This window comes from Edaphocola flava (assembly GCF_004118155.1).
Classification (GTDB): Bacteria; Bacteroidota; Bacteroidia; order Chitinophagales; family Chitinophagaceae; genus Edaphocola; species Edaphocola flava.
This window is the reverse complement of record NZ_SAIQ01000001.1, coordinates 1,253,299-1,277,856: the sequence shown is the minus strand read 5'-3', so window position 1 is coordinate 1,277,856 and position 24,558 is coordinate 1,253,299. Positions and strand designations below refer to the sequence as shown.

Here is a 24,558-nt window from a genome sequence, read left to right as displayed (position 1 = left end):
TGTTTTAACGCAAAAAGCGTGAAATAATTACTTTTCGTCTGCATTTAACTGCTCGCTGGTCATTCCGAAGCGTCTTTCTCTCTGTTGATAGTTCAAAATAGCTTCATACAATTCCTGTTTCCGGAAAGCCGGCCAGGGTACATCTGTAAAATACAGTTCGCTATACGCAATCTGGTATAACAGGAAATTACTGATCCTATGCTCACCACTGGTACGGATCAGCAGTTCCGGATCCGGAAAGTCCGCTGTCGTCAGGCATTGGCTGAAATAGGCATCATTTATATCTTCTTCTTTCAGGGTGCCTGTTGCTACTTCTCGGGCTATGCGCTTTGCTGCTTCGATGATCTCCCATTTGGCACTATAGCTCAGGGCAAGGATAAGGGTAAGACCAGTACAACCGGCTGTAATATCCATTCCCTCCTGCATCTCCTTCTGGCAGGTCTCCGGCAGATCGTTCATGTTGCCGATCAGTCTCAGGCGTACGTTATTTTTTTTCAATTGTTCTGCTTCCAGGCGTATGGTACTGACCATAAGCTCCATCAGCGCATCCACTTCTGCCTTGGGGCGATTCCAGTTTTCTGTAGAAAATGCATATAAGGTCAGGTATTTGATACCCAGCTCTCCGCACCCTTCTACAATATCCCTTACAGACACTACGCCTTCATAGTGGCCCACAATACGGCTCTCTCCTTTTTCTTTTGCCCACCGGCCGTTACCGTCCATAATAATAGCTATATGGTCCGGTAAAGTAGCGCTCTGTATTGCAGCTTTAATATCCATTCTGACAATAGAATATTTAAAAAATATAAAATTAAGGTGGCAAAGGTACAAAAATAGACGCAGTATTGCGTCTATTCCTTATATGATATCCAATTTATTTAAACGTATGTGTGAAATGCGTTAGTACTTGTATTTCTCAAATTTTTTGAAGAAAAAACCAAGACTAAGGCCGGCTTCATAAGTATTGAAGCGATTGCGGGAGTCTGCAAGCGGATGAATGTTCAGCAGACCTAACTGGCCATAAGCTTTAATATAGAAGCCTGACTTATCTTCATAACCCAGCATTACTGCTGCATCAACGTTGATAGGGGCAATGTCTTTATACTCGCCGGTACCGATTACCAACGGGTCATTATTATCACGAACCCGCTCACTGCCGTTCAGTGAGTTGGAATAAATCTGGTGCAGACGACCTCCTACGGTATAAGATAATGACGGTCCTACGCCTACAAAGAAGTGATTGTAATCAAACTCAGGATCTCCGGATTTGAATACAAAATATACAGGCACCTGTACCTGGTTCAGTACATATTTTCTGTAATCGCTTTCATATGTCGGAGTACCGCTTCCTGTTGCAGATTGTTTATAGTAACTACTTTCGGAGCCCAGCAAACCTCTGTATAATACACCAGGTTGCAGGTGAAAGCGACTCATGCTGCCCAAAGGAATATTTACATTCACGCCACCTTTATATCCTACCATACCGGTAGCATTGCGGTCAGCGCTGTTAAGATATTGAGTCATTCCTCCGTATGCGGCACCTGCTTCTACTCCTATACTAACCTGTGCAAAGGCACTTACACCTAATGCCAGGCCTAATATGGTAGTAACTATTTTTTTCATAATAAACTGTTTATCTATATCCAACAAAGATAATAGAGAAGTTGTGATTTCAAAATACTAATCAGAAAAATAAATATTTATAATATTACCGCAGTCTTACTTATCTAATTTGGAATAAACGGAGTTATTACTGACATATTCCGGCACGATTTCTTTCATCTTAATTACCGTATCCAGGACAATATGCCCTTCGGCCAGTCTCAATAACTCCTCTATCTGGGTCTGAACCCATACGAAATCATATTCACGCACCTTAGCGATCAGGATCTTTTCGTGATAAGTAGGCAATGTATTTTCTGAATTATTCAGCAGTTCTTCATAGAGCTTCTCGCCAGGTCTCAGACCGGAATATACAATGCGGATATCCACATCCGGAACTTTACCTGCAAGGCGGATCATTTTATAAGCAAGGTCAACGATTTTAACCGGACGACCCATGTCAAAAACGAAGATTTCACCGCCTTTACCCATAGATCCTGCTTCTAACACCAGCTGGCAGGCTTCCGGTATGGTCATAAAATAACGGGTAATATCCGGGTGCGTAACCGTGATCGGACCACCTTCTTCTAATTGTTTCTGGAATCTTGGAATTACCGAACCATTTGAACCCAGAACATTTCCGAAACGGGTAGTAATGAAACGGGTATGTGGTAATACATTTGCCGCACCTTTGTGCTGCGATGTCATAGACAAATGTTTGTATAAAGATTGTGTATATATCTCGGCAATCCGCTTAGAGGCACCCATTACATTTGTTGGATTCACCGCCTTATCGGTCGATACCATTACAAATTTTTCCACACCATAGTCCACTGCCAACTGGGCCAGGATGCGGGTACCGGATACATTATTTACAATTGCCGCTGAAGGATGCTCCTCCATCAGGGGCACATGCTTATAAGCCGCAGCATGGTACACGATATCGGGCTCATAGATTTCAAAAATCTGCTCCATGCGTACCTTGTCTTTGATATCGCCGATAAAACTTCTTACCGGGGCTCCTTCATCAAAGCTCAGCATCAGCTCATGCAATGGTGTTTCTGCAATATCACAAAGTATTACTACTGCAGGACTATATTTAACCAGCTGTCTTGCGATCTCACTTCCGATTGATCCGGCAGCACCGGTTACCAATACTTTCTTGCCCTTGATTTCCCTTACTACACTTTCATTGCGAATAGAGATGACTTCACGATCCAGCAGTTGTTCAATATTGATATTTTTCAACTGTGTATCATCCAGCTGATTATTGGTCCACTTTTCACTTGGCGGCACCTGCTGTATCTTGATATTCAGTTCCAGGCAGGCATCTACCAGGAAGTTCAGTTTTTCTTTATTAATAAACGGCTCTGCAAGGATCAGCAGTTCGGTACCGTCCTTTTTTAATTTTTGCAGGTTTTGGCGGGTTGCATTAAATACCGGTACATTTTCGATCTTTTTACCGATAAGACGCGGATTATCATCCAGGAAAGAGATAATTTTTATAGTAGACCGTTCATTATTGGCAAACATTCTTTTGGCCAGCATACCTTCATAGCTCGCATTATAGATAACCGCTTTCACCGTCTTTTTACGTAAGGTAAACATCCCTTCGTAAATTGTCTTAATCACGATACGATAGGCAAGGAGCGAGAAGTTGGCACAAAGGAAGTAAATCGCGGTAACCGATAAAGGGAACAACAGCAGATTTTCAGAGTGCAGCCTGGTGTAATTGAGCGACAGGAAAATAATGCTGGCCGTAAGATTCAGCAGCAGCACACGCTTGGCGTCTTCCAGTGTGGTGTAGCGTACAACACCTTTGTAGTTCTTGAAAAGCAGCAGTAAAACAACATTTACCCCGGCCACAATGCCGAAAGAAGCACGCAGGTCTACAAACTCGACGAATCGGTTAAGGTTAAAGTTGAGTCTGATGATATAGGCTATGAGTATGGATATGAGTACACACGTCAGATCAATTAAAAAGATAATCCATCTGGGTGCAATCGCCAGTTTTTTAAACATAAAGTGTATAATTATGTTAAATTATCACAAAGCTAGGCAAAAGCCTTGTATTGTCCGAGTATAATTTAGTTTTTCCAATGTTAATTTACCTTTTGTTGAAAAAAAACCACAATTATATAAATGAAAATCTTAATGGTATGCCTCGGAAATATTTGCAGATCTCCTATTGCTGAAGGAGTTATGCAACATATCGTACGAGAACAGGGCCTTGACTGGCAGATTGATTCTGCAGGCACCAACAACTATCATACTGGAGAAAGCCCCCATCGTTCTTCTCAGAAAGTCTGCCGGCAATATGGAATCGATATCAGTCATCAACGGGCAAGGCAATTTCGCAGCAGCGACTTTGACACCTACGACCATATCCTCGTGATGGCAGCAGATGTTTATGATGATGTAAGCCGTCTGGCACCCTCTGAAACAGCCCTGCAAAAGGTCCATTTCTTTCTCGACAGCCTCTCTCCCGGCAAGCAGGCATCTGTACCTGACCCATGGTACGGAGATGAGTCGGGATACGCGCCTGTATTTGATCTGATACAGCGTGGCTGCAATGCCTGGTTGACTTTTTTTACGGGAAATACACCCATTTTTAACCGGAGTTAACCATCATAAAAAAATAATTTCAAATATTTGGTAAAATTCTTTACTTTATTATTTTTGCATACATATTCTCATTCACATTAAAATCAACAGAACGGTGTCGTACGAAAACAACAAAAATTACGATGATAAGCGTAACACAGAGGTAGCTTTTAGTAAAAAGATCAAAGCCGGAAAAAGAAGAACTTATTTCTTTGATGTGCGCGAGACGAGAGGTAATGATTATTTTATCACTATTACAGAGAGCAAGAAGAGATTCAACGACGATGGTTACGATCGCCACAAAATGTTCTTGTACAAGGAAGATTTCAATAAATTTCTGGCAGCGCTGACCGAAACTATTGACTTCGTGAAAACGGATTTAATGCCTGATTTTGATTTCGATGCTTTCAACCATGATGAGACAGAGCAATTTGTTGCAGAAACTCAGGAAGGAAGCTACGATACAACTCCTGTAGAGTTGAAAGATACTACTGTTGATGAATGGAAAATGTAATTAGCTGAGTAATACCTTACTACTCATAAAAATATATTAAGAGCGCCCGTTTATAATATAAACGGGCGCTCTTTTATTTAAAATAACTGAAGCCTAAAATCGTACATTTGACAATAGAAATTCAATTTGAGTATTATGGCAGAAAAAACAGAAAAAGAGAAATTAAGGATTGATAAATACCTGTGGAGTATCCGTATTTTCAAAACAAGAAGTATGGCTACTGATGCCTGCGATGCCGGCAGGGTAAAAATGCATGAATCTGCAGTAAAACCATCCAGAAATGTTGCTATCGGAGATACTTATGAAATACGGACCAGTGACCGCAAATGGATTATTAAGGTGACCGGACTGCTGCAGCAGCGCAAAGCCTATAGTGAAGCGATCAATTTTTATGAAGACCTGACGCCGGAAGAGGACAAAACAAATACAAAAAGTGAGTCATCCAGCTTCTATACCGGTAAGCGTCTGAGCAAGGTAGGCAGACCTACAAAGAAACAACGTCGCGACTGGGATGACATTATGGACGAAACTTAAAAAATAATACAAACCTGTAGCGCTTAAATATCGTCTTTATAGTAGGTGAAATGGAAATTATGAAATCTCGCCTACATTTTTTATATTGCAACTTAATAAATTTTAAATTGAAACATATTTAATTTTCAAAAATGAGAAAATTTACATACCTCGCTTTCGCTAGCATATGCATAGCCGCCTACAGCCCATCATTTGCTCAGCAAGGTTTATGGGGCAGCTTTTATGGAAAATCAGCGCCTACAGCAAACCCTAAATCGTTTCTTCCGTCTGAATATTCCATTGTGACCTTAAACCAGCAAGGTATCAACGCACTGCTGGCAGGTGCCGGAACCAGCCCGGAAACTGGTGTAAAAGTGTCTATTCCGGCTCCGGACGGCACTTTCAGAACATTTACCGTATGGAATACACCCGTACTGGACGAGGCTTTGCAAAGTCAGCACCAGGATATCCAGACCTATACCGGTATATCCACTACTGACGGTGGCGTAACGGTTAAAATGAGTGCTACCCCAATGGGATTCTTCGCAAGAGTATTCTCATACAACAACAATGAGTCTTTTGCTATTGAGCCATATGGCTACGATGCCAACGGATATTATACTGTTGCTTACAGCAAGAATGTCAATAGCTTACCCGTATCATCGGCTTGTAATCCTGCAAAACTGGGCAACCTTACAGAAGGGACTCCGGTAGAGCTGGACGGAACAGGAGGCAGTACGGCACAACGTACCAATGGTAGTTCCCGTCACACATACAGACTGGCTATGGCTTGTACCGGCGAGTATGCACAGGCGGTTACCGGATCTCCGGTGCCTACCGTATCTCAGGTACTGGCTGTGATCACTGCTACAATCAATAATGCTAACGCGGTTTGGGAAAGAGAAGTATCTGTATCCCTCAAACTGGTGAGCAGCACCACCAGCGTAATCTACCTGGATGGCAACTCCGATCCTTATACTAATGATACTAATGATATCCTGATTGATGAAAACCAGACCAACGTAAATAACGTTATTGGTTCGGGCAATTATGATATCGGGCACGTATTCAATACTGCCGGTGGTGGTCTGGCTGCACTGGCCTCTACCTGTAGCAATGGCTCTAAAGCCAGCGGGGTGAGCGGTTCCAGCGGCCCTTCCGATATCGGTACGGTAATACACGAGGTTGGTCACCAGTTAGGTGCCGGCCATACCTTTACTTCAGAAGCAGGTGGCTGTAGCGGTAACGGTATGGACGAATCTGCTTACGAACCGGGAAGTGGTACCACTATCATGTCTTACAATGGTGCCTGCGCAGCAGATAACACACCGTCTGTAAGCACAGATTACTACAACCGTTATAATCTGCAGCAGATGAACATTTTCCTGACCAGTACAGGTATGACCTGTGGTAATACTACTGTAGGTCAGACGCCGATTACTATGGCTAACCTGTCTGTTCGTCATATTATCCCGGCCAATACTCCATTTGAACTGATCTCTCCTGAAGCATTTAAAACAGTGGCCAGCAATGCTACCACTACTTATTGCTGGGAGCAGTCCGATAAAGGACCGATCACCATGGTAGAAGCTAATGGTGCTTCAGTAACAACTGGTCCTACCTTCAGCAGTCTGGATCCGGACACCAGCAGAATCCGCGTATTCCCATCTTACCTGTTATTATCCAATAACCAATACTCTTCTTCAGGTGCACGCCTGCCGAATGTATCGAGAAATATGTCTTTCAAAGTAACGGCAAGAAGCATTGCTACTGACGGATGGGGTACACACAACATCATCGACAGCTTTGTACGCCTTAAAGTAGTAAAAGGCAATACCGGTGATTTCCGTGTCCTGACTCCTAGTACAAATGTAACCTGGACTCCTGGTCAGAAATATACTGTTACCTGGAGCATTGGTAATACCATGACTCCGGCAGATAGCATCATGGCTGGTTTTGTGAATATCTACTTGTCTAAAGACGGTGGTAAAACATTCCCGATCATCCTGGCTACCAATGTTCAGAATGATGGTAACTTCGATATTACTGCACCGGACCTGTTCACTACAGAAGCCCGCATCAAGATTAAAGCGGTAGGTAATGTATTCTTCGATGTATCTCATGCCAACTTCAAGATCAACGGTAATCCTAACTCCGTTCGTGATATGGAGCTGAATAATAACATCAGTGTATTCCCTAACCCGGCTACACAAAACCTGAATATCAAAAACGACCAGTATAACGGTGAGATACTGCAGGTACAGATGCTGAATGCTCTGGGTCAGCGCGTATGGTCTGGTGATCTGAAAGAATCATTAAGTATTCCGGTAACTGAAATGGGCAGAGGTATTTATTACCTGCACTTCCAGAACCTGAAAGCTAACCAGTACGGAATGAAACAGGTGATCTTAAAATAAGATAGCTTATCATATAAAAAATAAAAGGAGTGATGTTTCACTCCTTTTATTTTTTTAATATATGTTTAGGACAAGTACACTAATTTTTTCGTTATTTTTGTATGTTCATAATTGCCTTATTTACATGAATAAATACTTTCTAAATATCATTTTATTGCTTGCATTCGGCATTACCGGAGCGCAAGCCCAGTTTACAGATGTAAATACGCTCAGAAGCTACCAGATGTCTATGCCTCGCGTAGTCAGTGCTTATGCCAAATATGACAATACATTGCGCAATGATTTCAAAAGCAAAGGCCTGGAATATCCTGCCAGCAATATTTACCTGCGTTCTTTCAAGGCACAGAATGAGCTGGAGGTTTGGGTAAAAAATAAGAATGCAGATACGTTTACTTTGTATAAAAAATATAAGGTTTGTGCCTTATCAGGTGTATTAGGCCCTAAGCGTGCTGAAGGAGATCGTCAGGTGCCGGAAGGATTGTACTTCCTGGCCGATTTCAACCCGAAAAGCGATTTCTACCTGTCTATGCTGGTGAACTATCCTAACTATTCTGATCAGATCCTGAGCCACCAGGAAAAGCCGGGTGGTGATATCTATGTACATGGTGGCTGTCTGACCGTTGGTTGTATCCCTATGACGGACGAGGGCATACAGGAGATTTATACTTTATGCCTGTCTACCCGTTTAAATGGGCAGGTAAATATTCCTTACCATATCTTCCCGACCCGCTTCGATAAAGCCGGACTTAACTTCCTCGGTCGTGAGTACCGCCACGAGGTAGATAAACAAAAATTCTGGGTGAACCTGAAATCTGCTTACGATTACTTTGAGCGTAACCACAACATTCTGCCAGTAATGTATGACGAAAAAGGCCGTTACGTATTTTAATCAAAAGCAGCAACAGAATAGATGGATATTGAGATCTGGTCGATAGGAAAAGAGAACGACAGCTTTATTGAAAACGGCATAGCACATTACTTCAAAAAGACTATGCCCTGGAACAAGATCAAACTGGACACTTTTCAGCTTCCAAAAAAGCTGGTGAGTACAGATGTACAGCGCACCAAAAAGCTGGAAGAGGAAATGATCCTCAAAAAATTACAGGCACAACATTACCTGATACTGCTGGATGAGCGGGGCAAAATGCTGGATTCAACCCAATGGGCAAGCCAGTTCCAATCTTTTATGAATCAGGGTGTGCGCACTTTGGTGATCCTCATCGGTGGTGCTTTTGGTGTTACAGATGCAGTACGCGATCGTGCCAACCAGATATGGTCTTTATCTAAATTAGTATTTCCCCATCAGCTCGTTCGCCTGATGATTGCAGAACAGGTGTACCGGGCATTTAGTATTTTAAACAATACCCCTTATCATCACGAATAGGCTTAATTGCTTTTAAAAGGCGCCAGTAACATAAATTCAGGAATAACCACATCAAATTTCTGATGGGAGTACAGGTTCAGCATCTGGTAAGAACCGTACATCTTGCCCATATCGCTGCGCAGGTTTGCAGCAGATACATACTGAAAGGTTTCATTGGGCTCTATAATCGGCGTTTGTCCGACTACACCTTCTCCTTCTACTTTTCTCAGACCCAATGTGCTGTCTACAATATACCAGCTGCGGCGAAGCAGCTGTACAGGCACCTCGGTATAATTATCGATGGTGATTCGATAGGCAAACATATACTCCCCATTTACCGGACTGCTTTGCGCGTCCTGATAAAATGTTTCTACCGTAACACAAATCCCCTCTGTAATTTTCTTTACCATATAGCCTTGTTACTGCAAATCTAATCAATCGGTTGATAAAATGGTACTGTACCTTGCAAAAAGAATGGTAATTTATCAAGGTGCTTTGCCAGGTATTATTCCCTGCCGATCAGGTCACTAAAGCATCATAGCGGACTCTTGTCTCGGAGGAAGACTGTATATTTGTTACGGATTTTCTTTAGCAGCATGGCGCAACACGTATACCCCAGTTTTGATATCTGTAACCTGAATACAGATAAGATACTGAAAGACCTGATCAGTATCGAGCCTTTCGGAGGATATGTAAGCCGTAATCCGCACCTGCAGGGCATTCATACCCATAGCTTCTATCACCTGACCTATTTCCGGAAAGGCAGCGGGCAGCATACTATAGATTTTCACACCTTTCTTGTTAGTAATGATTCCTTTTATATCATGAAACCCGGCCAGGTGCATAACTGGGAGTTCAGTGCAGAAGAGGCGGAAGGTATTGTAATTAACTTCTCTCCTTTATTTTTCGACACACTGAAACTTTCATCTGCACTGCTGGTACAATTGCCGGTTCTGGAAGATATACATTCCGGCACAATATCCTTTTCTGATGCAGATAAAGCTAAGGCCTGGTCTATACTGGAACAAATGCTCCGGGAGAAACAGGAAGGGGGGAAACAAAGCGCGCTATACATGGCTACACTACTGCTGCAGTTCCTTATACTTGCCGGCAGACAAGTGCAGTCCACAGATCCGGCCAGCACTGCAGAACATATACACTACGCGGCTTTCAGACAATTTGAACAATTGACAGGCCTGCACTACCGGCAGAAAAAACTACCAAAGGAGTATGCCGAAATGATGTTTGTCAGCACACACCAGCTCAATATCATCAGCAAAACCTTCAGCGGCTTACCTGCCGGCACTTATATCCGCAATCGATTACTTTTAGAAGCCAAGCGCCTGCTGGTGAATTTCGGTATGCATATCAATGAAATAGCCTTTGAGCTGGACTTCAGTGATGCCTCTAATTTCGGGAAGTTCTTTAAGAAATATACAGGAATGACACCGGAACAATTCCGCAATGCCTATAAGCCGGAATAGGCGTCACAATCATACCATACAAGCTACTGTTCGTACCATTAAAATTATCGGAAGGGTCGGAACTTTGCAGTATTAAATACCCGATATTATGCAAACCGTAACCGAATATAATACGACAGAACATAAACAAAGCCTGCTGCAGATCGTTCAATGTAAATGCCCCAATTGTGGCAAAGGACGTCTATTTACCTACAGGAATCCTTATAACCTGGCCCATACGCTGGATATGCCGGAACAATGCACCGAGTGTGGCGTACAATTTGATGCCGAACCAGGATTTTTCTTTGGTACTGGTTATGTGAGCTATGGCTTATCTGTAGGATTGACCATATTTTCCTTTATCATCTCTTACTTGTTTTTCGGTCTTTCTTTTATAGGCAACAGTCTATATTACTGGCTGGCCGCTACAGCGCTTTTACTGATTGTTGTGCAACCGGTAATGATGCGACAATCCCGTTCTATATGGCTGTATTTTTTCCGTCATAAACTATTTGTTCCGGAAGCGAAACAGAAAAAAGCCTAAGTTCATGATTACTGGGGGTCAAATGACTTCCAGGTATCCTGTACCAGATCCGACTCATACCCTTTTTGTAATAGGTGCTGGTATACTTTCTGTTTGCGTATCCATTCGTTACGTTCACCAGAAAGGGTGGCCAGCTTCTTTTGCATGAGTTCATGCAGGGTATGGGCATACTCAACCTCATCCAGCTGAGCCAGGGCTTTCCGGATACAATAGTCCGATACCTTTTTCAGTTTCAGTTGTTGCTTTATACGTATGCGCCCCCATTTATTCATACGAAACTTGCCGCGGGCATAGGCCTGTGCATAACGTTCCTCATTCAGAAAATCTTCTTCTATCAGTATACTGATGGCTTCCTCCAGATCTTCCCCATAACATTCCATGCCCAGCAATTTGCTCCGGACTTCGCTGTGACAACGATCCTGGTAAGCGCAATAATGCCTGATAGCGGCCATGGTTGCTTCTAATACTGCCAATGTTTTTTTAAGGTCAAAAATAATGCTTTTTCACGAGGGTCCTGTAATTGCAGGAAGCGGTACAATCATTTTACTCCTTATCTTTGTACAGATATGGAACCTTCTAATGTACGCCCGAATAATAACCTGACTAATAAAGAACGTGAGTTTGAAAATACCATCAGACCGCAGTCTATAGAAGACTTCTCCGGCCAGCCACAGCTGATCGAGAACCTGCGTATATTCATCAAAGCGGCCAATATGCGGGGCGAGGCATTGGACCATATCCTTTTTCACGGTCCTCCGGGCCTGGGCAAAACTACACTATCACGTATTGTAGCCAATGAGCTTGGGGTGAATATTAAAGAAACCAGTGGTCCTGTACTGGAAAAGCCGGGAGACCTTGCTGGTATCCTGACCAATCTTGCGGAGCGGGATGTATTGTTTATTGATGAGATACACCGTCTGAGTGTAGTGGTAGAGGAGTATATGTATGCCGCGATGGAAGATTATAAGATCGATATCCTGATCGATAGCGGCCCGAACGCCCGTACTATTCAGATCGACTTATCTCCCTTCACTCTAGTAGGAGCAACGACCCGCTCGGGCTTACTGACAGCGCCTTTGCTTTCGCGCTTCGGCATTAAATCAAGACTGGATTATTATTCTAAAGAGGTATTGCAGAATATCGTGATGCGCTCTGCTACACTATTGCATGTAAAGGTAACTTCTGATGCCGCTATTGAAATTGCCGGCCGCAGCCGTGGTACACCAAGGATCGCTAACGGATTACTGCGCCGAATGCGTGATTTCGCACAGGTATTAGGAAATGGCATCATTGACCTGGGGGTTACAGAACATGGCCTTAAAGCATTGCAGGTTGATGCCAATGGCCTGGATGAAATGGATAACCGTATCCTGTCTACTATTATTGAGAAATTCAAAGGGGGACCTGTAGGCATCAGCAATATTGCAACTGCAGTAGGTGAGGAAAGTGGTACTATTGAGGAGGTGTATGAACCATTCCTGATACAGGAGGGTTATATCATCCGTACTCCGCGCGGGCGCGAGGTAACGGAGAAAGCGTACAAACACCTGGGCCGCGAAGGATATAATAAGGGTGGGGTGGGAATGTTATTTTAGTTAGAAATATTTTGGTTTCCAGAACTGCCACCAAAGGCGTTTCTTTGTAGCGCAAACGCCACCGACCTGACCTCCAATTGACATATCATAGTACAAGGTAATTAGCAATTGATTTTGTTGATATTGCACCGGAGCTATTATTTTCTCTATCGGTTCATTACCAAAATATTTTACCACAATAGTAAATGTTTGCTGTTGTAGATTCAGAGGTATAGGAAGGGAGAATATGCCAAAATCATCTGAAAGCATCACCACGTCTATATCTTTTATCTGAATTACAGCACCGGGCAGCTCGTTTCCATCCTGATCTGTTACCCTTCCCATTAGATATTCTTTCGCACTATCAATTTTAGACATATCTGCCGGACTAATAGGTACTAATTCTATTTTGTTGGAATGCTTTTCTTGAGCGATCGCATTATTAGTTCCTAAAGCAAACATCAGTCCGACTGCAGATCTACAGACCGCGAAAAACCAATTTGAATTAGGCGTGATCATCTTCAGATCTCTCTGCTGCTGCGATGCCCGCATGCGTCCGCAAATAGCACCACTGCTTTGTTCCAGTACACGTACAATCTGGGCATCACTCATACTGCTGAAATCGATAACAGACTTCTGGCACGATAAACAGAACTTTCCTTTTTCTTCGGGAAGCATAGCAGCCCAGTCTTCAGTGCAGGGGCTACTGATGTGTAATTGATAGGTACGGGACATGTGCTCTACTAATAGCGCTCGATAAAGGCCTGGATAGGAGTAGTATAGTTATTCTCTTCGTGGGCTACCGTAATGACTTTGGTACAGGCCGTCTCACAGGTATTGGTACAAAGCCAGGCACCATTAGACAGTTCGGGAGAACAACCTGTAGTACACCCTAAACAACTTGCCGAACCTTTGACCAGGGAACTATCGTTCAGGACAATATTATTACCCTCACGGAATACCTGGGTGGCAATATTAAAACTGTAGTCCTTATTGGACCCAACCAGCAGATAGTATGACGCTCCTGTCTGCAGATCTTCTTTGCCGATAATTTTAAAATTCTCTAACCGGGCATCCATTTTATTATGCTCCAGGATCATACTCCAGTAGTTCTTTACTTTATCTATATTTCCTACTGCACATGTGTTATTCACGAAGGTTCCTACCGTCAGTGATTTCCGTTCGGAACATCCGCTTAACAGCATAAGGAGCACAATGCATATCCCCCAAAACGACTTAATATTCATTAAATAATTTATTGCTCTGTCCTAAGATAGGGTATTTTTCGACACCGTGCACATTTACAGAATGGAAATATTATAATGTTTGGTATAGTGTCTCCGGAACAGATATAATTTTTTCAGAAATTATGAGGAAATATGTATTTGAATATAAAAAAACATTACCTTTGCCTCCCTTTTAAGAGGATGCGGATGTGGTGAAATTGGTAGACACGCTAGACTTAGGATCTAGTGCCGCGAGGCTTGGGGGTTCGAGTCCCTCCATCCGCACAACACGATGCTCCGCACCTGCGGAGCATTTTAGTTATTTTAAAAATTTGTATAAACTATAAAACTGAGCTCAATGGCAACGGTAACACGCGAACCAATAGCAAAATTACACGATAAACTGATCGTGACTATTAATAAAGAAGACTACTTACCTTCTTTCGAAAAGAACCTGAAGCAGTACGGCAAACAAGCTAACATCCCAGGATTCAGAAAAGGAAACGTTCCTGCTGGTATGGTTAAAAAAATGTTCGGCCAGTCTGTATTCACTGATGCAGTAATCCAACAAGCAAACGAGCAGTTACAACAATATTTAACTACTGAAAAACCAAGCATTTTTGCGCAACCATTACCACTGGAAAACGCTGGTATGAACTTCGACATGAATGCTCCTCAGGATTTCGTATTCAATTTCGAGATCGGTCTGAAACCAGAGTTTGAGGTAAAACCAATCAACGATAAGAAAGGTAACCTGAATAAGTTCCTGATCAACGTTGATGATAAAATGCTGGATGAAGAAGTAGAAAACATCCGTAAGCGTGCAGGTAAAGTTGAGAATCCGGAAAAACTGGAAGAAGATAGCGATATCGTTTATGCTTCTTACCAGGCTACTGATAAAGATGGTAATGCCGCTGCTGATGCTGCTGTAATCGAAGATGTAGTTACTCTGGACAAAATGCCTAAGAAACTGCAGGAAATGCTGAAGGGTGCTGCAACCGGCGCTACCTTTACATTCCAGCCATCTGCTGTTGCTGAAGGTGATGAACTGAAAGAATTACTGAAGGATGCTTTAAAGCAAGATCCAGAAAGCAAAGAAGCTGCTGATGCATATTATACCCTGACCCTGACTAAAGTTGGTCGCCTGGCTCCTCGTGAACTGGATGAAGCTTTCTTCGAAGAAGTGTTCCCAGGTCAGGAAGTAAAAGATATCGAAGCTTTCAGAGCTCGTATCAAAGAAGAAATGGGTAAAGAGATCAACCGTATCGGTAGCGATCGTTTACAAAACGATATCTTCGAAACACTGGTTCACGGAACGGAGATCGAACTGCCTGTTGACTTCCTGAAAGCATGGTTACAAAAAGGTCAGGAGCAAGTTAAATCTGATGAAGAAGTTGCTAAAGAATGGCCTTCATTTGAACACCAGCTGCGCTGGACTTTAATTTCTGACAAACTGATCAACGAATACCAGATCAATGTAACACTGGAAGAAGTTAAAGAAGAAATGAAAACCCGCGTACTGGCTTACTTCGGTAACACTGCTGCTGACGCTCCTTGGTTAGAAGAGTATGTTGACAAAATGGTGAACGATGAGAACACCCTGAACGAAACATACCGTCGACTGCTGATGGATAAACTGTTTGCAACTATCGCAGAGAAAATGGAAGTTAGCGAAAAAGCTATTTCCCTGGAAGAATTCCAGAACCTGCCTAGCGCACACGATGCTCACGCACACTAATCTTAATTGATTTCATTATAGAAAAGCCCGGAACTGTTTCCGGGCTTTTTTGTATCGACCATATCCAGTAACAGTACCGCCTATACCTTTTCCGTCAACAGAAGTGTATAGGGACATAAATAAAGCAGGACCAAGGTCCTGCTTTATTTATGTAATCAAATGATATTTTTATTTGTTCTGAGCGGCATCCAGTACGGACTTGGCTTTATTCAGATCTTTTTCTTTTTCTGCTAGCTTAGACTGGTTCTCAGCAATTTCCTTCTCCAGTTTCGTTTTTTGCTTATTGAGGTCTTCAGCTTTTTTTACATATTTATCATACTCCTTCTGGGCTGCTTCCAGACCCTTGGTACCGGCAGCAACTGCAATACCTTTAGTATATTCACTCACTTTTACATTCAGTCCGGAAAGGAAATTTTTAATGCCTGCAGCAGCTTGCGCATCACTCTGGTTACTGATAAAATTATCATAGCCTTTAGACACCAGCATCGTTACTTCACTCTTTCCTTTTCTGCCCTCAACTTTGTAATATACATCCAGTTTCTCTGTAGAAACTTCCGGCCAGGAAACGGCTTTAAATACCCGGAATCCTTTACTGCTTGCTGATTTTACAGCAAATGTATTTTTGAAATAATCTTCAATGCTGTTAGACACATCTGCTTTATCCGCTTCCAGCGGCATGGTAAATGCTGCTGCATCTATGCTGTTGTACTTTACAGTAGTTTCTTGTTGTGCAAAGGTGTGGGTACTTGCAGCGGTCATAATACCACCAAAACCTATACAGGCCATTAATATTTTCTTGAACATAAATCTGATTTTATTACACAAAAATAACTGCAATTATTCTCTATGCAATTAAATAATATGTCAATAAGGTATTGTTAACCATTGCTCAACATGAGCGCGGTAATACCATAGTCGGCCAGCAGGATAGTAATACAGCTCACTACCACCGATGTTGTGGAAGAGCGGCCGATCTCCAGAGCTCCACCTTCTACATGGTATCCGTAATATGCCGGTACAGTAGAAATGATAAAGGCAAATGTAAAAGACTTGGCTAACGCCACATACATATTAAAGGGTACAAAGTCTGTGGTAAGGCCATAATGAAACTGATCCGGCAATACGGTTCCGGTCATAGAACCTGCGGCATAACCACCAACCATACTGATGACAATGGCCAGGATGATGAGGCAGGGCACCATAAACAAGGCTGCCACAACCTTTGGCATGATCAGGTAAGTTTTGGTATTGATCCCCATGATCTCCAGGGCATCGATCTGCTCACTGATACGCATATTACCCAGCTCAGAAGCAATCTTGGAGCCTACCACACCGGCCAGTACGACACAGATCATGGTAGGGGCTAATTCCAGGATGGTGGAGTCGCGCACAATCTGCGCGATCACATAACGCGGAATGACAGGACTGACCAGCTGATAGGCCGATTGCAGCGTCATTACTGCCCCCAGAAAGGTAGCAATAATCAGCACAATAGGCAATGAACGAAAACCGATATCATTACACTGATGCATGAATTCTTTCCAATATACCTTACGGTTCTCCGGCTTATTCAGCATGCCCATAAGCATGAGTATAAACCGGCCCAGATGTGACAGGAATCTAGTTAACATAGCAACAAAAGTAATTAAAGATTGTGGATTAAATACAAATTTTCCTATCTCTGAGCAAACCTTAACGATGCTTGTATTCCGATACAAAAACGCCTGCAATAAAGAATACTGCAGGCGTATACTTATTATTGTTGTTCTTATTGTTCCATTGTTTTCAGCAGGCCGTCGTCGCCAATGGCCATCTGCTGTTCCTGCTCCGGAACCGCATCTGCTGCATCTGTAGGCAATACGATTTCCATATTAGCCACTTCTTTCAGCTTTGGCAACTCATGTGGAGAGTTTATGCCCAGGTAATCCATAAAATGCTTAGAGGTAGCATAGATCAGGGGTTTGCCAATTGCCTCTTCATTGCGTCCGGCAATGATGATCAGTTCTTTTTCCAGCAATTTCTGGATAGAATAATCAGCACTTACACCGCGGATAAATTCTATTTCTGCCTTTGTCACGGGTTGCTTGTAAGCAATGATAGATAAGGTTTCCATGGCCGCCGCAGAAAGCTTCTTGATATACTTATCACCGTTCAGCTGCATGATTGTCTGATGATATACGGACTTGGTCAGGAACTGATAACCCCCACCGGACGACACCAGGCCGAAAGGATAATGCGGTGTATCATACTTCTCGCGGATGGTCTCTACTGCCAGGGCAATACGGTCACCGTGTATCTGTTCTTCAATAACATTAGAGATCAGCTCGATAAGCTCTACCTGAGTTATCGGTTGCTGACTGGAAAATATCAGGGCTTCCACATGTAATATCAACTGTTCTAGTTCCATATGTTAGAGATCATTTTGAATCCGGAATGAGTACCGAAAGTACTATATATAACAATATATTTATTTAAAAGTAATGCACAGGTGTGCGTAATTAAATTACACTTAACAACAATATAATACATTCACATTATATTTTTTGTTAATTTCAGGGAATGAATCTATATACACAACTTTTTAATTATGGAATGGAAACGTTTAAATGGTACCCGGCTCAAGAAGCCCATTACAGAAGTAGTTGAAGAAACTATCATCGCTGAGCATGCCCTCGGCAATCGTATTAAACTGTACATCGGCACAGACTCACAGGTGTTTGGCGGTACAACTGAATTCGCAACGGTTATTGTTTTTCTCCGTGAAAAGAAAGGCGGATTTATGTTTATCCACCGCCAGAGCGAAAAATGTACTTACCAGATCCGGGAGCGTATGCTGCTGGAGGTAACCCGGAGCATACAGATCGCTTATGAGCTCTGCGAGATCCTTACGGCATATGATGTAGCGATGGAGGTCCATGCCGACATCAATACCGATCCTCATTTCAAAAGCAATGTAGCCTTGCATGAAGCTATGGGTTACATTATGGGAATGGGTTTTGCATTTAAAGCCAAACCCGATGCCTTTGCCAGCACTTCCTGCGCAGACCGCATCATCCATTAAAGACAACTGAAATTACTTCTTCACCGCAGCCTATCGTAAAAATGGGTTGTGCAGCTTCTCTTCCCCAATTGTAGTGGATGCACCGTGTCCGCTCAGAACAACTGTCTCTTCAGGCAAATCCAGTAATTGTGTACGAATGCTGTTGATCAGGGTATCGTGATCACCGCCCGGCAGGTCACTGCGCCCTACACTGCGTTGAAACAATACGTCACCTGCAATCACATAATTATCTGCTTCGTTATAAAATACAACGCTACCCGGAGAGTGACCCGGAGCCAGTCTTACCTCTACCGTATCTTCGCCCAGCGTCATGGTACCGGTCTCGATAAAGAAGTCTGGGGTAGGAGACACCGGAAAATTAAAGCCGAACATTACTGCTGTATTTGCAGCATTGCGTAAAATCGGTTCTTCCAGCTGATGCACTCCAAATGGTATATTATATCGCTGCTTTACACTGTCTACCGCAAAGATGTGATCAATATGCGCATGCGTATTGATGATCTGCTGTGGTACCAGTTGCTTTTCTGCTATAAATTGAAACACCTGCTGCTCTTCTTCCACACCGTACATACCCGGATCAATGATCCAGCATTGACGCTGATCATTGTACAGGATATAGGTATTTTCCTGGAACGGATTGCAGGTAAATTGTTTTACGTGTAACATGATAATTAAAGAATCTGTTTTGCGGATACAAAGAACGTAATTTTTCAGCACTTCTATATTGTAAAAGGGTCTTAAGGGATTTATTTTCAGAATTATTTAAAATTTTTTTGGTGAATTCGCTTTCTTTTTCATACCTTTGCATTCCATTTACGGAACGCCACAACGGCGGAAAGTGAATAAGGGCTGATTCCGTAGCTCAGTTGGTAGAGCAATACACTTTTAATGTATGGGCCCTGGGTTCGAGTCCCAGCGGGATCACAAGATGAAGGAAAACATCTCTAATAAATACCCCGGATTGATTCCGTAGCTCAGTTGGTAGAGCAATACACTTTTAATGTATGGGCCCTGGGTTCGAGTCCCAGCGGGATCACAAAAGTAAAACAGGTTCGCAAAACGCGAACCTGTTTTACTTTTGTCGTATTCCAAAATCGAACTAACTATGAGAATAGCCATATTGGGTGCACACAATGTTGGTAAAACCACATTAGCAGAAGCGCTCCTGGAACATCTTCCCGGTTATGCATTAGAAGCGGAGCCATATTACCAAATGGAATCATCTGGATATGAATTTTCAGAAATCCCCACTGCCGATGATTTTATGGAGCAGTTTAATTACTCTGCCAGGCTGATTTCCAAAAGCGAAAACGATGTGATATTTGACCGATGTGTCCTTGATATCTTAGCTTATCTCCATGCTATTGAACCGGGCAGGGATATTCAATTGCTATTTGAAGCCGCTCAAAAGGTTATTGCCGAAATAGATCTTTTTGTATTTGTTCCTATTGAAGTGCCGGACCCGATACCCGGCCATCAGGCAGATCTGCCCAGACTCAGGGCCCAGGTAGATGATCTGCTTCATGACTGGATTGCTGATTTTGGTATAGAAGCAATCGAAGTAAGCGGTACCTTACAGAACCGCATAAACCAGGTACTGGCCAGGATTTCCTGATTGCATCAGATATAAATTTCCCCCTTCATATACAACACTGCATTACCGGCAAGTTCAACCCTATCTCCCAGCAAACGGCAATGCACTGCTCCGCCACGGGCGGAAAGCTGAAAAGCATGCAGCTCTGTTTTATCCAGTTGTGTTGCCCAATATGGTGTCAATGTGGTATGTGCCGATCCTGTAACAGGATCTTCATTTATACCCGAAGCTGGTCCGAAAAAACGGGAAACAAAATCGTAGGTATTCCCTTGAGCAGTTACTATAATGCCTCGTGCATCCAGCCCGGCAATTATGGACAGGTTAGGTCGCATGGTTTCAATATCTTCCTGGTTATTGAATATGAGCATATAATCGGTCTTGCCTTTATAGGCCGCAACCGGTATTTTATCTGTCGCAGATATCAGCTCTTCTGTCAACGCTATTGCTGTAAACTGATCTGTAGGGAAATTCAGTACTAATCTGCCTTCCTGAACGGTTACAGGTAAAGCGCCGCTTCTCGGGGAATAGAATTCGATGATGTTGTGTTCATACTGTTCACAATGATGCAGTACAAATGCTGCAGCAAGTGTTGCGTGTCCGCAAAGGTCGACCTCAACTGTCGGAGTAAACCAACGGATTTCCACCTTGCTATCCCTGATGAGGTAAAATGCCGTTTCGGGAAGGTTGTTTTCTGCTGCAATATGCTGCAACGCATCGTCCGGTAGCCATTCCACTAATGGACAGACTCCTGCCGGATTACCTTTGAAGACTTCGCTGGTAAAGGCATCTACGTGATACATCTTAAGTTTCATATGCTTGCTTGTTTTATTCAAATGTACTCCCTTAATATCTATGGACACAGATACAGTACCTGCTATTTCTATAGGACACAGTAATTCAATGTTCAAGAATCCAAAGCCGCAGCAGTAGTCTTTAATATACGGGTGAGATCCAAGTCCCCGCGGGATAAACAATTAGTACTACTTTTGGATATGCCAGGACGGATATACCACTTCTGCGATTCATGCACCTTACAGAAATAGAATGGAAGAAACACTAAAGAAAGTAGCCAATGCAATATTTGCCGCAAATGGTCAGGCCCTAACAAGCATATGCAAAGACCTGGAATGCGAAGAATATGCCGGTTATAATGCTCTGATCGGAAAACTGAATATCAAATTCAGAAAGGCAAAGATTACCCCTAAGAAGATCGGGCAATTTGTGACGCTATGGAAAAGAAACAGTCAGGGGCAAACAGAACCCTTTCATGCCAGCGACAATTTCGATTTCTATATTATCGCAACGGAAACAGCATCCCGGTTTGGTATTTTCTTATTCCCCCGTCATGTACTATGCGATAAACATATACTTTCTGCACAGGTTGCAGGGAAAAGAGGTTTCAGGGTATACCCGGATTGGGACATCCCGGAAAACAGTCAGGCTACACGAACCAAGGAATGGCAGAGTGCATTTTTTATTGACTTAACTCACCCTGAAGGAAAGGGTATAGATAAACTTAGTTTACACTTAAATCAATACTAAGAGGAAGTAATAGAAAATACTTAGGCTCGCTCTGATGATTGCATCACTTCGCGGGCATCGTTTCTTAAGACAGCAAAGTGCATTAAATTCGGAAAGGAATAGAAATACTAATAGAACCGCTGTAGCAATCAGCGCCTGACATTTTCTCGCTAATCAGTTATTTTTCCCTTTTTTTGTCTATGATAACCGGTATACCACTTTCAGTTGCCATAATACAACCACAAGTAGCGTGTATACAACTAAGGGTATAGGGCATTTTCAGCGAATCGGGTATTGGCGTAGATACCTTTGCAGTATCGATAAAAAATAAAAATCAGTCCTTATGGATACAAAGATCATGGGCAATAAAATTGCCGAGGCCAGAAAAAATGCAAATCTATCTCAGGCGCAACTGGCGCAACATTTATTTATCAGTCCGCAGGCCGTGGGCAAGTGGGAACGGGGAGAATCTGTTCCGGATATCATTACGGTTAACCGACTGGCCGAAATACTGGGGGTAGACCTTAATTATTTTTCCGCACAATTTCAGACAACGACCTCTTCTCCGGCAGCAGAACCGATTAACATTCCGGCGGAGACTCCTGTAAAGACAGAACGCAAACTGAGCTGGGATATGTCACGCGGAAACTGGGCAGACGCTGACTTTTCGGGTCTAAAGAACCTTCATGAAAAATTCGGTTCTTCTAATATGCAACGCTGTAAATTCATTGGCTCAGACATGTCTGGCCTACAGCTGAAAAGGAATAATGTGGACAGCTGCGATTTCTCAGGTTCCGACTTCAGTGGCAGTCAATTTCAAAGCACCTACTTATCCGGCAATCAATTCAACAATTGTGTGCTGCGCTCCGTTGAGCTGCAGGGAAGCTATGCCAGCGGCTGTGATTTCTCCGGCGCTGACTTTACCGGTATGATTATCAGGTCCGGCGGACTGGAAAAAAGCAATATGACTGATGTGGTACTGAACCATACTTCCTTCACGGACACACACCTTGCAGATCTTGTTTTAGGAGGTCATATTGCAGACTGCTCTTTTGAGCAGTGTACCTTTACCCGGGTTACTTTTCAGGATGCAACCATAACCAATACCTTTTTCAAGAGCAATAGCCTGAAGAAAATCAAATTCATCAATTGCCTGGCCGACCGGCTGACCTATGAATTCCTGAAAAGCGGAAAAGCAGATTTAAGCGGCATCAGCATAATCACAGAATAATTCAGGCATGCAGGAAAGCATACAATGGGGCTCCATCAGAGCCCCATTTACACGTAGTTATTTAAAGTACTTCCTGAGCAGGGGCATTCCTTGCAATTCTTTCTTTTCCAATTTAAATACCAGCAATAGAAAAAAGAGCAATAATGCCAAGCCTGATGATAAACGTAATAAAATATAATGTTTGTCAGGGAACAGAATCCCTAAATTATGCTGAATAAAATATAAAACAACAATTGTGGTCAGGTAAGTTAATACCCTTTTCACCGGATAGGGTACAGGATAATATTTCTGACCCCAGAAATAGCAGATTATAACCATTGATGCATAACATACTAAAGTTGTCCATGCAGAAGCAAGCATTTCAAATTCTGGGATAAAAAGATAATTGCCCACAAATGTTATTCCAGCACCTAATAGGGTAATGACGACCCCGATGCGCATTTTATCAGTAATCTTATACCAGGTAGATAAATTATAATATATCCCGGTAAATACGTTTGCTAATAATAGTATCGGTACAACAAATTTACCTGAGCGGTAAGATGGGCCCAGCCATTTGATCCAGATGTCATCTAAGAAGAGAGCAGTAAGGAGGTAGGCAATGCATACCGTGACCACAAACCATTTCATAATTCTTGCATACAGTTCCGGAGCTTTTTTATCCTGTGCTTTACTAAAGAAGAATGGCTCGGCCGCCATTCGGAAAGCTGTAATGAACATGGTGACGACAATACTCAGCTTATAATTTTGAGAATAAATTGATTGAACGGTCTGGGCATATTCTTTTGTATTGTCAATTAATTTGATCAGCATCTGACGGTCAATGACTTCGTTAACCATTCCTGCCAGGCCAATAATGATCATGGGTGAGCTGTATTGAAACATCTTCTTCCATAACGTACGGTCTATCTTAAATGTAAAATCTTTCCACTCTTTAAACAAGGCTAGAAAAGTAAATACAGTCTGAATCAGGTTGCTAAATAGGATAAAGGTGACTACCGAATACTTTCTGGTCATCATTCCCCAGATACTATCGGTATTGTTTACGGCAAGTTTGGGCAGCAGCACCATAAAGAAGACTACAGACAAAATATTTATAGCTACGCCTGTAACCCTGATAAATGCATATTTTCGCGGCTTATTTTCATTCCTCAGCCTGGCAAAAGGTACCGTTTGTATGGTATCAAAAAAGAGAATGATAATAGCAAGGTTAATATACTCCACATGATTATCGAATTCCAGAAACCGGTCAATATCTGAATTAAACAGGAATAATGTGATACAAAAAATCACAGTGCTGATCAGCAAGGAGCCAAAACTTGTATTGAATATATTACGCCTATCTTCCTTATGGGTATTATTAAACCGAAAGTATGCGGTTTCCATCCCGTAGGTAAACAGTATATTCAAGAAAGCGAAATAGGAATAGATAAGACTTACTCTACCTAAAGAAATCACACCCTCTGGAGTACTAAGGATATAAGTAAAAATAGGAGTAAGCAGGTTAATGGACAGTTTAGCGACTACGCTACTTAAGCCATACCATATGGTCTGCCCGGCTAGTTTTTTTACTTCTGACAATGGATATTAATT

The 24,558-nt window shown here is 42.6% G+C and carries 27 protein-coding genes and 3 tRNA genes; 17 read left to right on the top strand and 13 right to left on the bottom strand.

Annotated features, from left to right (window positions below; translation table 11 throughout):
- Nucleotides 1-27: 27 nt before the first annotated feature.
- The 3 genes from EMP01_RS05545 to EMP01_RS05535 form a co-directional block, all read right to left on the bottom strand.
- Complete coding sequence (locus EMP01_RS05545) at nucleotides 28-780, bottom strand: isoprenyl transferase (RefSeq protein WP_129020471.1); 753 nt, start codon at nucleotides 778-780, stop codon at nucleotides 28-30.
- 120 nt (nucleotides 781-900) lie between these two features.
- Entirely contained in the window at nucleotides 901-1,623 is a 723-nt protein-coding gene (locus tag EMP01_RS05540; protein ID WP_129020470.1) for an outer membrane beta-barrel protein, read from the bottom strand.
- 96 nt (nucleotides 1,624-1,719) lie between these two features.
- Nucleotides 1,720-3,624, bottom strand: coding sequence for a polysaccharide biosynthesis protein (locus tag EMP01_RS05535; RefSeq protein WP_129020469.1), 1,905 nt, complete (start codon nucleotides 3,622-3,624; stop codon nucleotides 1,720-1,722).
- A 120-nt stretch (nucleotides 3,625-3,744) separates the two neighbouring features.
- Here EMP01_RS05535 and EMP01_RS05530 point away from each other — a divergent pair, with 120 nt between their 5' ends.
- The 6 genes from EMP01_RS05530 (at nucleotide 3,745) to EMP01_RS05505 (ending at nucleotide 9,034) form a co-directional block, all read left to right on the top strand.
- Nucleotides 3,745-4,227 carry a low molecular weight protein-tyrosine-phosphatase gene (locus EMP01_RS05530; RefSeq protein ID WP_237559478.1) on the top strand — a complete coding sequence of 161 codons (483 nt, stop codon included), beginning with the start codon at nucleotides 3,745-3,747 and terminating at the stop codon, nucleotides 4,225-4,227.
- Nucleotides 4,228-4,321: 94 nt separating this feature from the next.
- On the top strand, nucleotides 4,322-4,720 hold the full coding sequence (locus EMP01_RS05525) for a DUF3276 family protein (RefSeq protein ID WP_129020468.1): 399 nt from the start codon (nucleotides 4,322-4,324) through the stop codon (nucleotides 4,718-4,720).
- A gap of 135 nt (nucleotides 4,721-4,855) precedes the next feature.
- Nucleotides 4,856-5,254: an RNA-binding S4 domain-containing protein gene (locus tag EMP01_RS05520; protein WP_129020467.1), complete on the top strand. Its 399-nt coding sequence runs from the start codon at nucleotides 4,856-4,858 to the stop codon at nucleotides 5,252-5,254.
- A 131-nt stretch (nucleotides 5,255-5,385) separates the two neighbouring features.
- Nucleotides 5,386-7,650, top strand: coding sequence for a reprolysin-like metallopeptidase (locus EMP01_RS05515; RefSeq protein WP_129020466.1), 2,265 nt, complete (start codon nucleotides 5,386-5,388; stop codon nucleotides 7,648-7,650).
- 124 nt (nucleotides 7,651-7,774) lie between these two features.
- On the top strand, nucleotides 7,775-8,539 hold the full coding sequence (locus EMP01_RS05510; RefSeq protein WP_161971229.1) for a L,D-transpeptidase family protein: 765 nt from the start codon (nucleotides 7,775-7,777) through the stop codon (nucleotides 8,537-8,539).
- A gap of 21 nt (nucleotides 8,540-8,560) precedes the next feature.
- Nucleotides 8,561-9,034, top strand: coding sequence for a 23S rRNA (pseudouridine(1915)-N(3))-methyltransferase RlmH (locus EMP01_RS05505; protein ID WP_129020464.1), 474 nt, complete (start codon nucleotides 8,561-8,563; stop codon nucleotides 9,032-9,034).
- A gap of 2 nt (nucleotides 9,035-9,036) precedes the next feature.
- Here EMP01_RS05505 and apaG read toward each other — a convergent pair whose 3' ends face one another.
- On the bottom strand, nucleotides 9,037-9,423 hold the full coding sequence (apaG, locus tag EMP01_RS05500; protein ID WP_129020463.1) for a Co2+/Mg2+ efflux protein ApaG: 387 nt from the start codon (nucleotides 9,421-9,423) through the stop codon (nucleotides 9,037-9,039).
- A gap of 186 nt (nucleotides 9,424-9,609) precedes the next feature.
- On the opposite strand from apaG, the gene EMP01_RS05495 reads away from it, so the two are divergent.
- Nucleotides 9,610-10,497 carry an AraC family transcriptional regulator gene (locus EMP01_RS05495; RefSeq protein WP_129020462.1) on the top strand — a complete coding sequence of 296 codons (888 nt, stop codon included), beginning with the start codon at nucleotides 9,610-9,612 and terminating at the stop codon, nucleotides 10,495-10,497.
- Nucleotides 10,498-10,585: 88 nt separating this feature from the next.
- The gene (locus EMP01_RS05490) at nucleotides 10,586-11,020 is read left to right on the top strand and encodes a DUF983 domain-containing protein (protein ID WP_129020461.1); all 435 of its coding nucleotides are present in this window, start codon (nucleotides 10,586-10,588) and stop codon (nucleotides 11,018-11,020) included.
- An 8-nt stretch (nucleotides 11,021-11,028) separates the two neighbouring features.
- Here the strand turns inward: EMP01_RS05490 and EMP01_RS05485 are convergent, their stop codons facing one another.
- Nucleotides 11,029-11,493 (bottom strand): regulatory protein RecX, encoded by a 465-nt coding sequence (locus EMP01_RS05485; RefSeq protein WP_237559477.1) that lies wholly within the window; start codon nucleotides 11,491-11,493, stop codon nucleotides 11,029-11,031.
- A 93-nt stretch (nucleotides 11,494-11,586) separates the two neighbouring features.
- Here EMP01_RS05485 and ruvB point away from each other — a divergent pair, with 93 nt between their 5' ends.
- Nucleotides 11,587-12,615: a Holliday junction branch migration DNA helicase RuvB gene (ruvB, locus tag EMP01_RS05480; RefSeq protein WP_129020460.1), complete on the top strand. Its 1,029-nt coding sequence runs from the start codon at nucleotides 11,587-11,589 to the stop codon at nucleotides 12,613-12,615.
- Here the strand turns inward: ruvB and EMP01_RS05475 are convergent, their stop codons facing one another.
- Complete coding sequence (locus EMP01_RS05475; protein WP_129020459.1) at nucleotides 12,616-13,272, bottom strand: carboxypeptidase-like regulatory domain-containing protein; 657 nt, start codon at nucleotides 13,270-13,272, stop codon at nucleotides 12,616-12,618.
- A 65-nt stretch (nucleotides 13,273-13,337) separates the two neighbouring features.
- On the bottom strand, nucleotides 13,338-13,841 hold the full coding sequence (locus tag EMP01_RS05470; RefSeq protein ID WP_161971228.1) for a hypothetical protein: 504 nt from the start codon (nucleotides 13,839-13,841) through the stop codon (nucleotides 13,338-13,340).
- Between the two features lie 182 nt (nucleotides 13,842-14,023).
- Here EMP01_RS05470 and EMP01_RS05465 point away from each other — a divergent pair.
- Together EMP01_RS05465 and EMP01_RS05460 are read left to right on the top strand one after the other, a co-directional pair.
- Nucleotides 14,024-14,105, top strand: a tRNA-Leu gene (locus tag EMP01_RS05465).
- Nucleotides 14,106-14,178: 73 nt separating this feature from the next.
- Nucleotides 14,179-15,558: a trigger factor gene (locus EMP01_RS05460; protein ID WP_129020457.1), complete on the top strand. Its 1,380-nt coding sequence runs from the start codon at nucleotides 14,179-14,181 to the stop codon at nucleotides 15,556-15,558.
- Between the two features lie 168 nt (nucleotides 15,559-15,726).
- Here EMP01_RS05460 and EMP01_RS05455 read toward each other — a convergent pair whose 3' ends face one another.
- The 3 genes from EMP01_RS05455 to scpB all read right to left on the bottom strand — a co-directional run bounded on the left by EMP01_RS05455 (nucleotide 15,727) and on the right by scpB (nucleotide 17,965).
- The gene (locus EMP01_RS05455) at nucleotides 15,727-16,362 is read right to left on the bottom strand and encodes a hypothetical protein (protein WP_129020456.1); all 636 of its coding nucleotides are present in this window, start codon (nucleotides 16,360-16,362) and stop codon (nucleotides 15,727-15,729) included.
- A gap of 74 nt (nucleotides 16,363-16,436) precedes the next feature.
- Nucleotides 16,437-17,189 (bottom strand): MlaE family ABC transporter permease, encoded by a 753-nt coding sequence (locus EMP01_RS05450; protein WP_129020455.1) that lies wholly within the window; start codon nucleotides 17,187-17,189, stop codon nucleotides 16,437-16,439.
- 137 nt (nucleotides 17,190-17,326) lie between these two features.
- Nucleotides 17,327-17,965, bottom strand: a complete 639-nt coding sequence (gene scpB, locus EMP01_RS05445; RefSeq protein WP_129020454.1) for an SMC-Scp complex subunit ScpB — start codon at nucleotides 17,963-17,965, stop codon at nucleotides 17,327-17,329.
- Between the two features lie 180 nt (nucleotides 17,966-18,145).
- Between scpB and EMP01_RS05440 the strand changes: the two genes are divergently transcribed.
- Complete coding sequence (locus EMP01_RS05440) at nucleotides 18,146-18,619, top strand: ribonuclease H-like YkuK family protein (RefSeq protein ID WP_129020453.1); 474 nt, start codon at nucleotides 18,146-18,148, stop codon at nucleotides 18,617-18,619.
- A gap of 30 nt (nucleotides 18,620-18,649) precedes the next feature.
- Here EMP01_RS05440 and EMP01_RS05435 read toward each other — a convergent pair whose 3' ends face one another.
- On the bottom strand, nucleotides 18,650-19,285 hold the full coding sequence (locus EMP01_RS05435) for an MBL fold metallo-hydrolase (RefSeq protein WP_129020452.1): 636 nt from the start codon (nucleotides 19,283-19,285) through the stop codon (nucleotides 18,650-18,652).
- Nucleotides 19,286-19,470: 185 nt separating this feature from the next.
- Here EMP01_RS05435 and EMP01_RS05430 point away from each other — a divergent pair.
- The 3 genes from EMP01_RS05430 to EMP01_RS05420 all read left to right on the top strand — a co-directional run bounded on the left by EMP01_RS05430 (nucleotide 19,471) and on the right by EMP01_RS05420 (nucleotide 20,234).
- Nucleotides 19,471-19,543 (top strand) — tRNA-Lys (locus tag EMP01_RS05430).
- A 39-nt stretch (nucleotides 19,544-19,582) separates the two neighbouring features.
- Nucleotides 19,583-19,655, top strand: a tRNA-Lys gene (locus EMP01_RS05425).
- Between the two features lie 69 nt (nucleotides 19,656-19,724).
- Entirely contained in the window at nucleotides 19,725-20,234 is a 510-nt protein-coding gene (locus EMP01_RS05420) for an ATP/GTP-binding protein (protein WP_129020451.1), read from the top strand.
- A gap of 5 nt (nucleotides 20,235-20,239) precedes the next feature.
- On the opposite strand, the gene EMP01_RS05415 is transcribed toward EMP01_RS05420, so the two are convergent.
- Nucleotides 20,240-21,025 (bottom strand): PhzF family phenazine biosynthesis protein, encoded by a 786-nt coding sequence (locus EMP01_RS05415; protein WP_129020450.1) that lies wholly within the window; start codon nucleotides 21,023-21,025, stop codon nucleotides 20,240-20,242.
- Nucleotides 21,026-21,257: 232 nt separating this feature from the next.
- On the opposite strand from EMP01_RS05415, the gene EMP01_RS05410 reads away from it, so the two are divergent.
- Nucleotides 21,258-21,755, top strand: coding sequence for a MepB family protein (locus EMP01_RS05410; RefSeq protein WP_129020449.1), 498 nt, complete (start codon nucleotides 21,258-21,260; stop codon nucleotides 21,753-21,755).
- Nucleotides 21,756-22,077: 322 nt separating this feature from the next.
- Complete coding sequence (locus EMP01_RS05405) at nucleotides 22,078-22,965, top strand: pentapeptide repeat-containing protein (protein WP_129020448.1); 888 nt, start codon at nucleotides 22,078-22,080, stop codon at nucleotides 22,963-22,965.
- Between the two features lie 57 nt (nucleotides 22,966-23,022).
- Here the strand turns inward: EMP01_RS05405 and EMP01_RS05400 are convergent, their stop codons facing one another.
- The gene (locus EMP01_RS05400) at nucleotides 23,023-24,546 is read right to left on the bottom strand and encodes a lipopolysaccharide biosynthesis protein (RefSeq protein ID WP_129020447.1); all 1,524 of its coding nucleotides are present in this window, start codon (nucleotides 24,544-24,546) and stop codon (nucleotides 23,023-23,025) included.
- Nucleotides 24,547-24,558 lie beyond the last annotated feature (12 nt).

Coding starts and splice junctions, on each gene's coding strand:
- EMP01_RS05545 (WP_129020471.1), bottom strand. CDS start 780: ATGGATATTAAAGCTGCAATACAGAGCGCTACTTTACCGGACCATATA.
- EMP01_RS05540 (WP_129020470.1), bottom strand. CDS start 1,623: ATGAAAAAAATAGTTACTACCATATTAGGCCTGGCATTAGGTGTAAGT.
- EMP01_RS05535 (WP_129020469.1), bottom strand. CDS start 3,624: ATGTTTAAAAAACTGGCGATTGCACCCAGATGGATTATCTTTTTAATT.
- EMP01_RS05530 (WP_237559478.1), top strand. CDS start 3,745: ATGAAAATCTTAATGGTATGCCTCGGAAATATTTGCAGATCTCCTATT.
- EMP01_RS05520 (WP_129020467.1), top strand. CDS start 4,856: ATGGCAGAAAAAACAGAAAAAGAGAAATTAAGGATTGATAAATACCTG.
- EMP01_RS05515 (WP_129020466.1), top strand. CDS start 5,386: ATGAGAAAATTTACATACCTCGCTTTCGCTAGCATATGCATAGCCGCC.
- EMP01_RS05510 (WP_161971229.1), top strand. CDS start 7,775: ATGAATAAATACTTTCTAAATATCATTTTATTGCTTGCATTCGGCATT.
- EMP01_RS05505 (WP_129020464.1), top strand. CDS start 8,561: ATGGATATTGAGATCTGGTCGATAGGAAAAGAGAACGACAGCTTTATT.
- apaG (WP_129020463.1), bottom strand. CDS start 9,423: ATGGTAAAGAAAATTACAGAGGGGATTTGTGTTACGGTAGAAACATTT.
- EMP01_RS05495 (WP_129020462.1), top strand. CDS start 9,610: ATGGCGCAACACGTATACCCCAGTTTTGATATCTGTAACCTGAATACA.
- EMP01_RS05490 (WP_129020461.1), top strand. CDS start 10,586: ATGCAAACCGTAACCGAATATAATACGACAGAACATAAACAAAGCCTG.
- ruvB (WP_129020460.1), top strand. CDS start 11,587: ATGGAACCTTCTAATGTACGCCCGAATAATAACCTGACTAATAAAGAA.
- EMP01_RS05475 (WP_129020459.1), bottom strand. CDS start 13,272: ATGCTTCCCGAAGAAAAAGGAAAGTTCTGTTTATCGTGCCAGAAGTCT.
- EMP01_RS05470 (WP_161971228.1), bottom strand. CDS start 13,841: ATGAATATTAAGTCGTTTTGGGGGATATGCATTGTGCTCCTTATGCTG.
- EMP01_RS05460 (WP_129020457.1), top strand. CDS start 14,179: ATGGCAACGGTAACACGCGAACCAATAGCAAAATTACACGATAAACTG.
- EMP01_RS05455 (WP_129020456.1), bottom strand. CDS start 16,362: ATGTTCAAGAAAATATTAATGGCCTGTATAGGTTTTGGTGGTATTATG.
- EMP01_RS05450 (WP_129020455.1), bottom strand. CDS start 17,189: ATGTTAACTAGATTCCTGTCACATCTGGGCCGGTTTATACTCATGCTT.
- scpB (WP_129020454.1), bottom strand. CDS start 17,965: ATGGAACTAGAACAGTTGATATTACATGTGGAAGCCCTGATATTTTCC.
- EMP01_RS05440 (WP_129020453.1), top strand. CDS start 18,146: ATGGAATGGAAACGTTTAAATGGTACCCGGCTCAAGAAGCCCATTACA.
- EMP01_RS05435 (WP_129020452.1), bottom strand. CDS start 19,285: ATGTTACACGTAAAACAATTTACCTGCAATCCGTTCCAGGAAAATACC.
- EMP01_RS05420 (WP_129020451.1), top strand. CDS start 19,725: ATGAGAATAGCCATATTGGGTGCACACAATGTTGGTAAAACCACATTA.
- EMP01_RS05415 (WP_129020450.1), bottom strand. CDS start 21,025: ATGAAACTTAAGATGTATCACGTAGATGCCTTTACCAGCGAAGTCTTC.
- EMP01_RS05410 (WP_129020449.1), top strand. CDS start 21,258: ATGGAAGAAACACTAAAGAAAGTAGCCAATGCAATATTTGCCGCAAAT.
- EMP01_RS05405 (WP_129020448.1), top strand. CDS start 22,078: ATGGATACAAAGATCATGGGCAATAAAATTGCCGAGGCCAGAAAAAAT.